We start from the raw sequence: 15,511 nt of genomic DNA, 5'->3' as shown, positions 1-15,511 counted from the left end.
AAAGACTATACACCCACCAGCGCCAACAATAAACTATGCCGAAAATAAATTATTCGGAAAGAGAAATAACCATGCCTTCACTGGCTAGAGATGCTTTGGGGAAAATTGCCTTCAGTTGCTTTTCGATGCGATCGAGGTGATTATCGTCGTGATCGGGACTGTGTAAGGAAACGATCGCTTTTTTTACACCGGCTTCCTTTGCTAAAGCGATACAAAATTTCCAACTCTTATCCAATTCTGGATTGATTTTTTCTCCCTCTTTCTCTTGTTTATAAATAGTTTTGGGAGAAGCCAAGATAAGTAAATCTGCTTTATCTGCTAATTTTAATAATTTTTGGGCATCAGGACTATTCGGTTCTAAAGAATAATCCGGACTCATCGCATAGACCACTGATTTATCCGAACAAGTGATGCGATACCCAACCGAACGATGATAGTTATTGAGGAGTATATTTTCAACAAAAATATCCTTCCCTATACACTGCTTTTCCTCAATTGCCAGATCGTAAAAATCTAATTTGGATTGCATTACCTGAATGGGAACGGGAAAGTTCGGTCCGAGCATCTGTTTGCTCAAGCGTTGTTGAAAAGATGAGCCATTAGAAGCTGTGGCACCATAGATGTGAAAGTGATTGATGGGGATAAAGGCTGGAACGAAAAAGGGAAAGCCTTGAATTCTATCCCAATGACAATGGGTAAAGAAAATATGGGCTTCGATCGGCATTTTACTGAGGAGATGATTCCCCAAAATTCGCAATCCAGTGCCGCCGTCAAAGATAAGGCTATGCTTTCCTACACGCATTTCTACACAGGACGTATTACCACCATAGCGGATGGTATTTTTCCCCGGAGTTGCGATTTGATCTCTAACGCCCCAAAACTGCACATCAAAGCTCACAGCAAGGCTTTCCTCCTGGATATCAGTGTTCGGCATTGCTAAGGTAACGGCTGCTGGCTGGGTATCTAGTGGCATAAATATTAGATGAGTTCAAGCCTCGAGTTAGCAGCTATCATAAAGTATAACCTTTCCTTCAAGTTTCTCCACTTTTTTGCTTCTCATTCAGAAAATTTTATTCGATTGAGAAAGAACGGATGAGAAAAAATTAAACTGTTAATCAACAAGTACTAACAGGTTGGAAAAGTTTAGGGAAATTGGTAGATGATTGTTCGATCGCAGCCTAGACATATTAATTAGATTGTTAGATCGGACTGTTCAATACAACAAAAGCTACAACTATAGGTAGAGCTACATGACGTACTACAAAATCTGTCTTGGTAATCTGTAACCATCTATATAGTTAGTTAATAACTATAGTCTAGGCGTATGGGTCTAGGCTTGCATTCTATTTTACCTCTACTGGCACCCTCAATGAATTCAGGAAATTTTAGTCCGAATTTCATACATATTAGCGCGATTGGGAAAACTTGACTTGTGAGTTCAATCACAATGAGAACAACGATCTCCAAATTACGGATTGTTCTATTCGTTGATATCTCAGTCTGAATAGAGACCTGCTAAATATCCGTTTCGCGATTTAATGCTTTCCCGATGCGTCCGCTTGAATACACCGTTCAACAAGGGTCAGAACTTCAGCAACATTTTTCCAACCCAAAATTTCGGTTGTTTTTTTCTCGAGGTTTTTGTAGGTTTGGAAAAATTCGGCGATTTCGTCAAGACGATGTTGAGCAATATTTTCTAGAGATTTGACTTGGTTATAGCGGGGGTCTTTGAGGGGAACGCAGAGAATCTTTTCATCGCGATCGCCACCGTCGATCATTTCCAGCATGCCAATGGGACGGGCGGGAATGATGCAACCCGGGAAGGTAGGCTGGTCGATAATCACCATTCCATCTAAGGGATCGCCGTCATCGGCAAGCGTATTGGGAATAAAACCGTAATCGTAGGGATACTGTACGGAAGAGTACAAGACGCGATCGAGGGCAAAAGCATTCAGATCTTTATCAAATTCGTATTTATTTTTACTACCTGCGGGAATTTCAATTAAAACATTGATGGTACCCGGCTCGGGTTGAGGAGGAATCCGCGATAAATCCATAAATTTACTCCACGCAAAAAAATAGTTAGCTCAAAAATTAGCGACAAGAATCGCTATCCCCTCTTATACAATCGGGGTTGCCTCAAAGATAATACCAGCAATCGGGACTTTGCGTTACTCTTGCACGAGAAAATGATGAGGGGGATAATTCCAGTTGCGATCGTTCAAACTGAAATTATTTCCTGTGAAGATGGTGGTCGGTCTGTTGTTGGCGAGAGAAAATCCTTGGGACTCAGGGATGAATAGTAAGCGATCGCAAAGGTGGGAACAACCAAGGTTAAAATCGCGATCGCTACCCCTAAAATTCCAGCCCACCTTTGAGTTGGCAATTCTAAAGGCGTTTTAACAGACGGATCGCTCGATTCCATGAAAATATAGGGACTCAATATTCTACTTCTATTGTAGCTATATCTCGGCTAGAGATTGTCTCAAGTACAACTAACTTTAGGAATCTTCGACAAGGACTAACAACTGCCGCGATCGCGATATCGAGCGATCTCCCCATGAAATGAAACCACCGAAAAGGCTATCCATACTTAAGGATAGAAAATTTCGGCGGCATCAAGATAAGCAATCGGAGGGTATGAATAACTCTACAGTTCCTTTTCTGGGAAGGTTGTGACGGATTTTACGAAATGTTCTTTTTTTCCGTTCGCTGCCAATGCTCGCAAACAGAGTACGATCGCTTAGCGATAAATGCGCTCAAACTTAATTATATAAACTCATAATGACTACACTTTAGGGTTGAGTATTAAGATCTCTCAATCTCTCAAAAAGCCAAGAGGAGCGAAATCGCGTTTAACTGCGTAAGCCATGAAGTATAGCTTTTTGGATTGGAAAATGAGCAAGAGATTTAATTTGTTCCCGAAAAGTGGGAATCTTGAAAAAAGACTCAAAAATCATCAGTATAATTGAATCATGCCAGAAAAAGACCCAGAAATTATTGATAAAATTCGCAAGCAATTTGATTTTGGACCCTATCCTCAAGTTTCCTTGGATAAATCTCCCAAAGATGATTTGGGCGTGCTATATAATCACAGCCTAGCAACCTCATATTACTTGAGAAATCGCCAATTCATTGATTCTACAGGAAAACTGATTTTAGATGCGGGATGCGGTACGGGCTATAAATCATTAGCGTTAGCTTATGCCAATCCGGGGGCAAAAATTGTCGGAGTCGATCTCTCCGCGCAATCCATTGAACTCGCTCGCAAGCGCTTAGAACATTACAATTTCAAGAATGTAGAATTTTTTGTACTTTCTCTCTACGATCTACCGAGATTAGGCTTAGAATTTGACTACATTAATTGCGATGAAGTGCTGTATTTAATTCCCGATCCTGCCCGAGGGTTGCAGGCAATGAAAGCAGTCTTAAAACCAGATGGGATTATTCGCAGTAACTTGCACAGCCAATATCAGCGCAGGAATTTTTTTCGTGCCCAAAAACTGTTTGCGACGATGGGATTAATGGATGATAATCCCGAAGAAATGGCTTTAGAAACTGCGGTAGAAACTATGAAATCGTTACAGGATTGGGTCGATCTCAAAAAAACAACGTGGAGAGAAGAATTAGAAAAGGAAAAAAGCCCGACAAGATTGTTAAGCAATCAACTCTTGCAAGGCGATCGCGGCTTTACAATTCCCGATATGTTTTCTCTTTTAAGGGAAGCCGATCTTGAATTCATTAGCATGGTGAATTGGCGACAATGGGATATCGAGCAGCTTTTTAAAGAACCCGACAATTTACCTGTATTCTGGGCATTGACTTTACCCGAAGCTACTCTTGAAGAAAAGTTACAGTTGTTTGAGTTGCTGCATCCTGTTCATCGTCTCTTGGATTTTTGGTGCGGTCATCGCGATCGCGCTCATTCCTTCACTCCTGTAGCAGAATGGCAGGATGAAGATTGGGAGACAGCGATCGTCGATCTGCATCCGATCGCCAAAATGCCTCTAATGCGGACAGTTCTAAAAGAAGCGCGCCAGAAATTGCAATTATTTCCCGTCAGCCAAACCATTCCCATTGCAGGAGGACAGACTGTTTCCCTCGATATCACGATCGCCTCTTGTCTTTTTCCGCTTTTGTGGGATTCCCCTCAATCTCTCTCTGCTTTGATCGAACGTTGGCAAACCCTCAGACCTGTTAATTTAGAAACCTTAGAGCCAACGACTCACACTGAGGCTTTCCAACTCCTGCAAAGTACGCTAACTGGCTTGGAAAGTCTCGGCTATACCTCCTTAGCCCAGTCGTAAAGAAAAAATTTTGGGAGGAGGCGATCGCAAAATTAAAAAATCTGGGTAAGTTACCTAATAGATGGGACGTAAAATCTTATCAACAATAACGCGGAGAGCATTAAATATGAACCTCAAACCGGAATTTCAAACAAAATTTCTGCAGTATTTCAACAAAAACAAAAAAGGCGACGAAGGTTTTACGCTGATTGAACTGTTGGTCGTTATTATCATTATCGGGATTTTGGCAGCGATCGCCCTCCCTTCCTTGTTGGGTCAAGCAGCTAAGGCGAAGCAAGCAGAAGCACGTAACAACGTGGGCGCGTTATCTCGAGGCGAGCAGGCTTACTTGCTCGAGGCGGGTGGATTTACCACAATACCGGCAAACCTCGGTCTTGGGATTGACCCCGTTACCACTAACTATGGATACTATATCAAGGGTTCTGGGGATGTTGCTCTCGATAAACATAATAATGTTCTAGTTTACGGCGATCCCATTGCGAATGCGTTGAGAGCTTATGTGGGAGCCGTTGGTATCGGTGTTACGGGAGCAGGTGGTGAAGCAACTTCTATTGCTGTGGTTTGCGAGTCAAAAGCAATCAATCCGGCGGCTGTAGCTGCACCGGTAGTCGCAGCAGGGGCAACTTTTGCGGGACCTGTTGGCCTTCCGGGAAATGCTCCAGCAGATACAGGTGTTGCTTTCGAGCAAGACTGTGCTGGTGCTAATCCAATTGACGCAAACATTTGGGGTGGTGCTAACCCTGTGGGTTGGAAATCCCTTGGCGGTTAGTAAAAATTAGTTGGCTAATATGAGAAATGAGAGTGGGTAGTACGCAAAAATTCTACCCACTCTTTAGTTTATTGGTTAATTGGTGAATGTATGACTATTGAAATTGACTGGCAACAATACGGTCAAAATGCTTACGAGGCTGGAGATTTCGATCGAGCCGCCGAGTGTTACGAACGGGCAATTTCCGCACAGCCTCAAAAACCGACTAATTATTGGTACTTGGGTTTGATGTTACTTTTGCAAGGTAAAGCTGAGGAAGCACAAACTACTTGGCTGCTAAAAATGCTCGAAGGTACAACAGAGCAAGTCGAAAGCTGGAATGAAGAGTTAACAGAAATTCTTCTTCAAGCTGCACAAAGGCAAGAGCAAGAGAAAAATGAGAGAATGGCTTGGGAAATTCGCACGCAAATACAAGAAATTGCACCCACCGATCTCGATAATGGTTTGTATCTTTTAGAATTGGCCATTCAACTTGGCAATTATAGCAGTGAAATCATTCGATCGCTCGATATTGAAGAACTTTTGCAACACAATACTTTAAAGCCAAACCAATGCGATCGGCTTTTATTGTTACTACAAAAAATTCTAGATATCGCTCCCTTTGATTTTTCTTCTTTGGAATTGGCAGAAATTTGTGTAGACTTTATTCAATATAGCGATCGCAAATTCAGCCTTTTCAAAATATTACTCGATTCTTCTAGAAAAATAGGTTTTTTACAGCATCAGCCGAAAATTGCAGCTAAATTAGTAGAGTTGGCCTTGCGATTATATCCCGAAGATCCAGAAGTAACTAACTATTTAACAAGACTGTATCAAGATTCCAGGCAGTACGAAAAAGGAATTGCAATCGCTCGGCAGTATGTTGATCTTGTTGCATCTTTTGCCGATAAAATTTTTGCCCAGAATACATTATTAAGAGCTTTAATGAGCGCAGGTGGATACTGGGAGGAATCCGGCAACCTCTTTCAAGAGTATCAAGAATTAATTCAAGAAACGATCGCGCAACGTCCTCAAGATTTAAGCAAACTTCAAATTTCGCGCTTATTTAACAGTTATTTTTTTGCACCTTACTTTCAAGATTCACCCAAAGAGAATCGGAGCGTTCAAAATAAAATTGTAGAAATTTGTCAAGAAAACACGACGATTCAATATGAAAAGTTAATTCAAATATTTGCTCGAGATATTCAAAAACGCCAACAAGATAGAGAAGGAGAATTATCTAGGCGTTTGAAAATCGGTTATCTTTCTGCTTGTCTGAGAGAGCATTCTGTCGGATGGTTGGCAAGATGGTTAATTCAGTACCACGATCGCGAAAAGTTTACTATCTATGAATATTTAATTGGCGATCGCAATGCGAGAACTCCTTTAGAAGAATGGTATATTAGCCAAGCCAATGAATTTTACAAATCTAGTTCCTATGAGGAAATCGCTAATAAAATATCTGAGGATAAAATTGATATCTTGATCGATTTAGATAGCATTACCGTAGATATTTCTTTTGCGATCGCTTCTCTCAAACCCGCTCCCATTCAGGTCACTTGGTTGGGATGGGATGCTTCGGGGCTTCCCACCATTGATTATTTTATTGCCGATCCCTACGTTTTACCCGACAGCGCACAAGAGTATTATCGAGAAAAAATTTGGCGTTTGCCCCATACTTATATTGCCATAGATGGATTTGAAGTCGATCCGCCTACCTTGAGACGCGACGATCTGGGAGTTGAAGAAGATGCTGTTATTTATTACAGCGCTCAAACTGGATACAAACGCCATTTGGAAACAATTCGCTTACAACTGAAAATTATTAAGGAAGTCCCAAAAAGTTATTTTTGTATTAAAGGAACTTCAGATAAGAAAGCGCTACAAAACATCTTTTTTTCTCTGGCAGAAGAAGAAGGAATTGCCCGCGATCGCTTGCGTTTTTTAGATATTGATAAGACGGAAGCCATTCATCGTGCCAATTTAGGTATAATGGATGTAGTTTTGGATACTTACCCTTACAATGGTGCGACAACAACATTAGAAACCTTGTGGATGTGCGTTCCGTTGGTCACTAAAGTTGGGGAACAATTCTCAGCCCGGAATAGTTATACAATGATGATGAATGCTGGAATCACAGAAGGGATTGCGCGGAGCAATGAAGAGTATATTGAGTGGGGAGTTCGTTTGGGACAAGATGTAGCATTACGCCAAAATATAGCTTGGAAATTGCGACAATCCCGCAATACAGCCCCTCTTTGGAATGGTAAACAATTTGCACGAGAGATGGAAAAATCTTACGAACAAATGTGGGATATTTATAAGCAGAAAAATTGAATTTTGATGACCGATACCAGTTCAGATTCAGTATTTTTGGATTGGAGCAATTGGATAGCGATCGCTTCTTTTGCAAGCTATTCCTAAGAGAAATTGTTCCTATTCTGATGGCTGCGGTGAATTTGGTGGTTGTTCTGATGGTTGACCTTCTGCTGCTTGTTTGAGTTGTTCGAGTTGATTTTTGAGTTCCTCATTCTCTGGATCTAATTCTAGCAATTTCTCCATTGGTGCGATCGCACCTTCATAATCTTGCAATTGAATGCGAACGGCAGCCAGTGCTTGCCAAACTTCCGGGCTATCTGGAGAGCGATCTGCTAAGGTTTCGAGGGGTTCTATTACCTCTTCCCATTTTTGTAGAGCAAGGCGCGTTTGGATCAAGCCTTGTAGCGCAAGTTCATTGTCAGGTTCGCGTTCTAATACAGCAGCATAGCCGTTTTCTTGTGCCAATAACTCACTATTGAGTTGTTCTTGTCCCGATTGTCCCGAATTATGAGAAGTTGAGTTACCACTGAATACGCTAGCTGCCATAATTCCCATCGAACTGAGAAAAGCCAGACCAGAAACAACAATAATAACGCGCTGAATTGGTTTAACCATTATTAAATGAGGAATGCTCCTCGATATTGCTATACTGATGGTAACGTTACAATTTTAAGCTGTCCAAGTTTTATCTTAAACGATCGCCCCCATGTCTCGCTTCAATTTATCCTTGTTGGTTCGTTCTTCTCCTCTCTGGAATTCTCTCGCGATCGCGCTATGTTTTCTCGCCGTCATTATGTTGCAGCGTCCCCGACTCGAGGCGATCGTCAACCGCGAAAATACGCTAACTCCAGAACAAGTGCAACGCGAAGAGGAATTAGAACGAACTCGCTTGCAACTTGCTCAACGGATTCCTGTATTTGGGTTTGACAATCTTCTTGCTAATTGGGAGCTATTACGATTTTTTCAATATTTTGGCGACTATCCTGCTCGTGATATTACAGGCTATCCCCTTATTCTAGACTATTTTCGTATCATTCTCGCTCGCGATCCTCGCTTTCTCGCAGCCTATGTCTTTCTGGGAACCAGTGGTGCAATTCATGCGGCCAAACCTCAAGAAACAGATGAAATTATGACACGAGGAATTGAGCAATTAACCTCGCAAACTCCTAAATATTCTTATTTTGCCTTGCGGAATAAAGGCATCAATGAAATTCTCTTTCTCGGAGATCTCGAAGCTGCACAAAAAACTTTTACGAAAGCCGCAGATTGGGCTTCTACTTATGGCGATTCTCAAAGTCAAGCGATCTCGAAAAGATCTCGCGATACTGCCATCTTTTTAGCCAGTAACCCCAATATTCAAGCAACTCAAGTTGCAGCATGGGGTATGGTTCTCGAACAGGCTTCAGACGAACAAACGCAAAAAATTGCCATAGAAAATATCTATAAGTCTGGTGGAAACATTATTCAAAACCCAGACGGAAGATTTCAAGTTGTCTTACCGTCTAATCCTTAAAAGATTGGGATTTTGAGGAGGAAAGAAGGAATGTTAGACAATCATTGTGAAAGATTAACTAATAACTGATGGACAAGAATTCCTGCGCTAAAACCTGTCAAACTCACGATCGCAAACAAGCTAAAGGCTTGCCATTCTCCGAAGTTGGCTTCTTGCAGTTCCAATCTTACTAAGGAGGCTGCTGCAAACAGGGCAATTAACTGCACGACATGGTGAATCCATGCCACTAAAACAACGGTTGCAAAGGCAATCAGAATAACCGAAATAAACGCGCGCGAATCCGAACGAATGGGACTGGTGAGAATTTTGCGAACGATACTACTGGGAGCAGTAAAAACTAATGCTGTTAACAATAATAAAAAACCGACCAGCAACCAGATTAACGGGCGAGAATTTGCATCTGCTACCGACCAACCCAAAACGACGTGCAGGGTTAATAAAATGCCGAGGGAAAGACTTAAAAGACGGGTTGGGAACGGCACGAATTTTCTCGGAAAAAGCGTAATAATATCGTAACGATCGCCCTGTTGATATAGGGCGATCGCGTCTCGTCCAATTCAGGACAAAGATTGAATGATGTAATCGAAATAGGGTTCGGCAGCTTTGGCATCTTCTGCCCCGAGCAATCCTAGTGAGGCTTCTTTTAAACAATTAATGGCTTCAACCATCCCGGCAACGGGAACGTTGAGGGCATTGTACATTTCTTTTACCCCAATGACCCCGATCTGTTCGATGGGGCCTTTATCTCCCGCTAAAATACCATAGGTAATCAGGCGGAGATACCAACCATAGTCCCGCAAGCAGAGGGCGCGCTGGCGTTGACCAAAGGCATTACCACCGGGGGAAATAAAGTCCGGACGCTTTCTCCAGAGTTCTTTACTAGCCTTCTCGACGATTTTTTTCTCGCTTTCGGCTAGGGTTTCGGCAATCCGCATCCGTTGCTCTCCAGTTTGCAGGAAGTTATCGATGCTGGTTAACTCGCCGCTACTGGGATAGCGGAGTTCATCATCGGCTTTTAAGATAACGTTACTAACGACGCTCATTATCACAACATAATAAATATCAATTGTCAGTTTAGCGATTCGGAGGGTCAGAAAGAAAGAGATTGTCGGTTTTGCGACCTAATTGGGGCGATCGCGTTTACAATTTTTAATCAATCGCCCCAAAATTGATATAAATCTTAAAATTTTCTCATGGGAAACAAGGAAGCAAATTGGCAACAGGGCAGCTTAATTGAAGTGGAAATTGTCGATGTCAGCGATCGCGGCGATGGAGTGGGACGATGGGGAGAAAGAGCGGTTTTTGTTCCCGATACAGTGACAGGCGATCGCGTTAGTGTCCGGTTGCTGCGAGTTAAACCGCAATATGCTTATGGCAAACTCGTAAAAGTGTTTCATCCTTCCCCCTATCGCCTGCGCCCGTCCTGTATCGTGGCAGACAAATGCGGAGGTTGTCAGTGGCAGCACATTCATTCCTCTTATCAGCAGGAAATCAAGCATAATCTTGTATTACAAGCACTCCAGCGTATCGGCGGATTTACTGAGCCTCCGGTTGCTCCCCTTCTTTCGGAATTAGATTTTTTAACCTATCGCAATAAAGCGACCTATCCTTTGGGAATTTCTGAAGGAGGAAAGGTGCAGACTGGATATTACCGCAAAGGCAGTCATCAACTTGTCAATCTCAATCAATGCCCGATTCAAGATAACCGTTTAAACCCCTTCCTCGCGCAAATCAAGCAAGATATTGAGACGCAAGGGTGGAGGATTTATGACGAAGGACGCAAACAAGGGCAATTGCGCCATCTCGCCCTGCGAATCGGACGGCATACGGGTGAAGTTTTATTAACTTTAGTCACGACGGATTTACAGTTGCGCGATCGCTCGGCGTTGGCTCGGGCGTGGATGCAGAAATATCCAAATTTGGTGGGTGTTTGTCTCAACCACAATCCTTACCCGACCAATACAATTTTTGGCGATCGCACAGAATGTTTGGCGGGACGGCCTTATCTGCGAGAAATCTTTGCTGGATTGGCGTTGCATTTACGTCCAGAAACCTTTTTTCAGGTCAATACAGAAGCCGCAGAAGCAATATTGGCATTCATTCTCCAAAAACTCAACTTACAAGGTTCAGAGCGTCTGTTAGATGCTTATTGCGGGATTGGGACTTTTAGCTTGCCCTTTGCCCAACAGGTGCGCGAGGTGGTGGGCATTGAAGCACAAGCTGCTGCCGTAGAACAAGCACGAGAAAACGCCGCTCTTAATGCGATCGCTAATGTTCGCTTTGAGGTAGCCGCCGTGGAAGACTGGCTTCCTCGTCAGTCAGAAATTCCTGACATTGTATTTTTGGATCCCCCTCGCAAAGGGTGCGATCGCGCTGTCCTCGAAACCCTCTTGCGGCTCAAACCTTCGCGCCTTGTTTATCTCAGTTGCAAACCCGCAACCCTCGCCCGAGATTTAAAAATTCTTTGCCAGTCGGAATTGTATCGCTTGACCGATCTCCAGCCCGTTGATTTTTTCCCCCAGACGGCTCACGTTGAATGTGCGGCTTTTCTCCAACATTCTACGCCTTAAACGAGTTTTAGATTTGAGCAAGGACATTATCATTTTTAATGTATTTTGTCAAGTCGGGAAAATCGCCACCTCATGCACTACTTTGTTATAATAAAAGAATAGAAAGCCAATTTTCTGAGATAATGAATGGGTGTTGCGGAATCGCAATCTTCCTGCAATCCCGTGAAGATTTCTTGCAAAAAGGAAGAGCTTGACTGTCTGCAAGCCTCAATTCAAAAATCTGCGATCGATTTTTGAGAATAATTTTTAAATGCAAGGAAAACGTTCGCGAGAAAAAATTTCGATTTTAGAACCTAATCATTTAAGGAATTCAGCAATGACAGCATCAAAAACCTTTGCCATGTTTTCCCAGAATCATGCTTAAAAATGTTCTCGGAAAAAGAGTGCAATTGTTTCCTGTGAAGATGAGTTAGAGGTAAATTTTCGTGATTTCTATTTCACTGCCTGTCAAAAAAGAAAGCTGGTCAACGATTAGTTTCGCTTCTACTCTTTATTTGTGTCCGGTATTGGATATTCTGTTAGCGAAAATTCCGACCGAATGGCAGCCGGAAATTCGCTTAGGACTGCAAGAAGCGTTGGTCAATGCAGCCAAACACGGAAACAATCTCGATCCCAGCAAACAAGTTTGCGTTCGCTTTTCCGTAACGGATGGCTTGTATTCTTGGGTTATCACCGATCAAGGGACGGGATTTGAACCCAGTTATTATTGTCCGAATAATCCTGAAGATCTACTCCCTCCAGAAGAATCAGAACAAGGTCGAGGTTTATGTTTGCTGCATCAAATTTTTGACCAAGTTCACTGGAATCACCAAGGTACCGAATTAAAATTATCCAAAAGAGTCAAACGCGAACGACCGATCTGGCGCTGACTCTTTTTTTATTACTTACCGTGGGTTGGGCAAGGTGGGGCGGAGAGCGAGCGATCCAACCATCCCGTTGCTTGTTGAAGATGGGCGATCGCGTCGTCTTTGCGATCGCTGAGGAGAAAAACCAAGGCGGCTGTAGCTTGTTGTCCGGCTTGTGCTTTGCGATCGGCTTTGAGGCGATGCCAGTCGTTAGGAGTAATGGCAAGGCGATCGGCGAGGGCTTGAGCGAGTTCCAAAGTAGAAAAGTCTTGCAGAAGTTCGGTTTTTGGGGGAGTGGCAATTTCTGACATAATTTTCAGGATAGAATAATTTCCTTTCTACCAGTTTAATCGTTAAAGATCGGTTTTTTGATTTTGCCTATTGCTCATTCTCTTCTTGCCATTGATAATTGATAATTGATAATTATTCATTGTTTAAGATGTCTGCCGAGAAAGAGCGCCAGTTTGAGCAAGAATTTGAAAATGCCCTCATTGAAGCTGAAGAAACTTTAGCCAAGTTGCGACAGCGTTACAGTGAAGTTAAAGAAGATCGAAAAGAATTAGCTAGGCTACAGCAAAAACAACGAGAACTCAACAGAGGAAAAAAAAAGCCGAATAAACGCCATCCTTTATACCCAGAACTTACAGAAATTGCCCAACAGATTGAATTGCTCGACCTGAATTTAGAAAGTCATCTTTTTCGTTGGAAGCAGTTGCGAGAACCATTTTGGATGGCGGTACGCTTTGGGGGTTTGGGGGTTTTACTCGGTTTATTATTGCGCTCGATGATGAATTCTCAATCCTGAATTCCCGACTACAAGGAAATCTATTCAGAAGTGCAACAAATTAATCTGCAAAAGTTAACGAGAGAGAACGTCACAAGATAAATTTTCCGCCAGAGGATGTCGATCGCGCGAATATTCGCTAAATTAAAACTATTCAGTTTGGAGAGAGCCAAGATTTATTCAGGCTCGAGGAAAGAGGGAAATGGATGCGGAACAACTGCAAAAAATTACGGGATATTTCATCTTGGAAGCCCAAGAACACCTCGAAGCGATCGCTCAGAGCTTGCAAAATTTCCAAGAAACCGTAGACGATCCCGAACAAATTCAAGAAATTTATCGCGGCGCTCATTCGATCAAAGGGGGCGCGGCAATGCTGGAGTTGGAAAATATTCGCTCCCTTGCCAATCATCTTGAAGATTATTTTAAATCCCTCAAATCATCGCCCTTAACTGTTGATGAGACTTTAACCGCCCTCATTTCTCAGGTTTGTAACGCCTTACAAACCCTGATCGACAAACTGGAAGAAACCCTCAGTATTCCCGAAGACTTTGCCAAAAAAGTGATGGCCAAAGTTCACCCTCTCTTCGATCGCATCCCCCAACATCTCGAAAAACTGGCAACGGGAACATCTCCCATTGATGGCGTTTCTGCCCTGCCTCAAACCCTACAAGAGGAAGTCCTCAAAGCCCTCGCCGAAATTAGCGAATTGCAACAACAAGGAGACTCCCCCGATCGCCGTACCCACATTCAAAGCTTCTGTCGCCATCTCGCTAAGTTAGAACAGTCCTCAACTCGGAAGGAATGGACTTACTTTCTCGAAGTTGCCCAAACCGCGATCGCCTATCCAAAAAATGACTATCAAAACACCACACAGTGGATCGTCCGAGATCTCAAAGAAGCCGTCGCTCACTTAGTAGCAGGAGAAGAGACCGAAATCGCTCCGAGTCCCGAACTTCTTGCCCTCGCTCAACAGGTTACCCCCCTCACCTCCTCAAATGAGATATCAGAAGTAACCGCCAGCGAACTGAACGACCTCGCCGACTTATTTGAAGGCGATGCTCTCAATCTGGAAGGAACTTGGCAAGAAGAAGTTATTGATTCTCGCAAATTTATCAATAACAATAACAAATTGGTCAATGTTAAAGAACAGTCTCTCACTGAAACCGATTTCGAGGAGCTATTCGCGCCAGAATCCCCAGAGAACTTAGGCGGATCTGTCGATAGCGATCCCGAACTCAAGCACGAATTAGAGGATTTATTTGGCGGCGATCTGGCGTTAGCAGAAACAGAACTTGTCGATCCTCAAAGCGATCTCCCTTCAGACTCCCAAAGCGATCGCGAACTTCTCGCCTTCGGAACAAGCGGAAATGAAGAATCTACAACCCTCGAAAATGATTTGGATTCTCTTGATAACTTGTTCGGCGAAGGATTTTCCTTTGAAGAAGACGAAAACTTGGCAACCGCCCCCAAATTCGCCGGAGAATCGCCAGAATTTTTGTCTCCGAACGCCAGTCAAGAGCCTGCAAGTATTAGCAAAACATTGAACGAGGATCTCAACAAAGACTTAGGCGCAATCTTCTCCGATGTCAGCGATAGTGACACCGATAATCTCCTTGAACCCGACTCTTTCGACTTCGATCTCCCCGATCGCTCCGAGCCAACCCATCCTCAAAGTGAGGAGTCCTTGGCTTCAGTTCCCGACAAAGAAGAAGTTGCCCCAGAATTATCCGAATGGGAAGATATGAGCGATCTGCTTGATATTTCAGTTTCGAGTGAGACAACTTCTTCTCCGGCAGACATTGGACTTGACTCAGAAGATTTCGATCCCTTTGAAACTTTCGTACAAAACGATACCTTCAATATTGAAATAACTCCTGCAGATCCCGGGCAATACCGAGGACAAGGATTCAATGTGGATGATGAATTTAATGCGTTGTTAAACGGAGAAGGTGACGATATTGAAGAGATGGACGACTTAGAAGCATTTTTAAGCGGTCAAACCCTATCAACAGATTTTAGCGATCGCACTCATGCCCAACCTCGCAAGAATGAGGTCAAAAACAACGCGAACGAGCTAATTTCAGGCTTGGATGCAACAACTTTAATCCCTGCGGCAGAGACAGGGGACAATATAGAAATTACGATAAGCCCTCTAGAATCTGCGGACGCTCTCGAAGCAGAACAAGATAATGAATTTATAGCCTTTCTCGAAGGGGACGAAAACATGACTGGTCAAGAATCGGAAATCAAAGATCTCGATGCTTTATTGGAAAATATTCCCGAAACTGCGATCGCAGAGAGTATTTCTGAATTTTCTCCCGATGAAGAATTATTCGACTTGTTTGCAGGAGAAGAAAGCAGTAAGAGCGAAGATACTGACGCCCTTGAAGACCTATTAGGAGATGCCTTCGACACGCCAATGGTT

At 43.1% G+C, this 15,511-nt stretch carries 15 protein-coding genes; 8 read left to right on the top strand and 7 right to left on the bottom strand.

Annotated elements, in window-relative coordinates; genetic code table 11:
- Window positions 1–49 precede the first annotated feature (49 nt).
- The 3 genes from AC6RV6_RS02640 to AC6RV6_RS02630 form a co-directional block, all read right to left on the bottom strand.
- On the bottom strand, window positions 50–934 hold the full coding sequence (locus AC6RV6_RS02640; protein ID WP_500238781.1) for an MBL fold metallo-hydrolase: 885 nt from the start codon (window positions 932–934) through the stop codon (window positions 50–52).
- A gap of 601 nt (window positions 935–1,535) precedes the next feature.
- The gene (locus AC6RV6_RS02635) at window positions 1,536–2,057 is read right to left on the bottom strand and encodes an inorganic diphosphatase (RefSeq protein ID WP_500238747.1); all 522 of its coding nucleotides are present in this window, start codon (window positions 2,055–2,057) and stop codon (window positions 1,536–1,538) included.
- Window positions 2,058–2,221: 164 nt separating this feature from the next.
- Window positions 2,222–2,425, bottom strand: coding sequence for a TLTLP motif-containing protein (locus AC6RV6_RS02630; protein ID WP_500238746.1), 204 nt, complete (start codon window positions 2,423–2,425; stop codon window positions 2,222–2,224).
- A gap of 550 nt (window positions 2,426–2,975) precedes the next feature.
- On the opposite strand from AC6RV6_RS02630, the gene AC6RV6_RS02625 reads away from it, so the two are divergent.
- The 3 genes from AC6RV6_RS02625 (at window position 2,976) to AC6RV6_RS02615 (ending at window position 7,392) form a co-directional block, all read left to right on the top strand.
- Window positions 2,976–4,307: a class I SAM-dependent methyltransferase gene (locus AC6RV6_RS02625; RefSeq protein ID WP_500238745.1), complete on the top strand. Its 1,332-nt coding sequence runs from the start codon at window positions 2,976–2,978 to the stop codon at window positions 4,305–4,307.
- A gap of 106 nt (window positions 4,308–4,413) precedes the next feature.
- A complete protein-coding gene (locus AC6RV6_RS02620) occupies window positions 4,414–5,076 on the top strand; it encodes a type IV pilin-like G/H family protein (protein WP_500238744.1) in 663 nt (220 codons plus the stop codon).
- Between the two features lie 90 nt (window positions 5,077–5,166).
- Window positions 5,167–7,392, top strand: coding sequence for an O-linked N-acetylglucosamine transferase, SPINDLY family protein (locus tag AC6RV6_RS02615; protein WP_500238743.1), 2,226 nt, complete (start codon window positions 5,167–5,169; stop codon window positions 7,390–7,392).
- 99 nt (window positions 7,393–7,491) lie between these two features.
- Here the strand turns inward: AC6RV6_RS02615 and AC6RV6_RS02610 are convergent, their stop codons facing one another.
- Window positions 7,492–7,989 carry a tetratricopeptide repeat protein gene (locus AC6RV6_RS02610; protein ID WP_500238742.1) on the bottom strand — a complete coding sequence of 166 codons (498 nt, stop codon included), beginning with the start codon at window positions 7,987–7,989 and terminating at the stop codon, window positions 7,492–7,494.
- A gap of 91 nt (window positions 7,990–8,080) precedes the next feature.
- On the opposite strand from AC6RV6_RS02610, the gene AC6RV6_RS02605 reads away from it, so the two are divergent.
- Window positions 8,081–8,887 carry a hypothetical protein gene (locus AC6RV6_RS02605; protein ID WP_500238741.1) on the top strand — a complete coding sequence of 269 codons (807 nt, stop codon included), beginning with the start codon at window positions 8,081–8,083 and terminating at the stop codon, window positions 8,885–8,887.
- 41 nt (window positions 8,888–8,928) lie between these two features.
- Here AC6RV6_RS02605 and AC6RV6_RS02600 read toward each other — a convergent pair whose 3' ends face one another.
- Both AC6RV6_RS02600 and AC6RV6_RS02595 read right to left on the bottom strand, forming a co-directional pair.
- Window positions 8,929–9,369: a hypothetical protein gene (locus AC6RV6_RS02600; RefSeq protein WP_500238740.1), complete on the bottom strand. Its 441-nt coding sequence runs from the start codon at window positions 9,367–9,369 to the stop codon at window positions 8,929–8,931.
- A gap of 75 nt (window positions 9,370–9,444) precedes the next feature.
- Entirely contained in the window at window positions 9,445–9,930 is a 486-nt protein-coding gene (locus AC6RV6_RS02595; protein WP_500238739.1) for a bilin-binding protein, read from the bottom strand.
- A gap of 150 nt (window positions 9,931–10,080) precedes the next feature.
- Between AC6RV6_RS02595 and rlmD the strand changes: the two genes are divergently transcribed.
- Window positions 10,081–11,457 carry a 23S rRNA (uracil(1939)-C(5))-methyltransferase RlmD gene (rlmD, locus tag AC6RV6_RS02590; RefSeq protein ID WP_500238738.1) on the top strand — a complete coding sequence of 459 codons (1,377 nt, stop codon included), beginning with the start codon at window positions 10,081–10,083 and terminating at the stop codon, window positions 11,455–11,457.
- Between the two features lie 425 nt (window positions 11,458–11,882).
- The gene (locus AC6RV6_RS02585) at window positions 11,883–12,326 is read left to right on the top strand and encodes an ATP-binding protein (protein ID WP_500238737.1); all 444 of its coding nucleotides are present in this window, start codon (window positions 11,883–11,885) and stop codon (window positions 12,324–12,326) included.
- A gap of 11 nt (window positions 12,327–12,337) precedes the next feature.
- On the opposite strand, the gene AC6RV6_RS02580 is transcribed toward AC6RV6_RS02585, so the two are convergent.
- Window positions 12,338–12,613, bottom strand: coding sequence for a DUF6439 family protein (locus AC6RV6_RS02580; RefSeq protein ID WP_500238736.1), 276 nt, complete (start codon window positions 12,611–12,613; stop codon window positions 12,338–12,340).
- Window positions 12,614–12,741: 128 nt separating this feature from the next.
- Here AC6RV6_RS02580 and AC6RV6_RS02575 point away from each other — a divergent pair, with 128 nt between their 5' ends.
- The gene (locus tag AC6RV6_RS02575) at window positions 12,742–13,107 is read left to right on the top strand and encodes a sll0565 family protein (protein ID WP_500238735.1); all 366 of its coding nucleotides are present in this window, start codon (window positions 12,742–12,744) and stop codon (window positions 13,105–13,107) included.
- A 181-nt stretch (window positions 13,108–13,288) separates the two neighbouring features.
- Window positions 13,289–15,511, top strand: a 2,223-nt coding sequence (locus tag AC6RV6_RS02570; RefSeq protein WP_500238734.1) for an Hpt domain-containing protein, incomplete at its 3' end; no start/stop codon positions are given.

The sequence above is a fragment of the Spirulina sp. LEGE 11439 genome, from assembly GCF_059821285.1.
The sequence above is the reverse complement of the archived record's forward strand: the minus strand, read 5'-3'. Positions and strand labels throughout refer to the sequence as shown.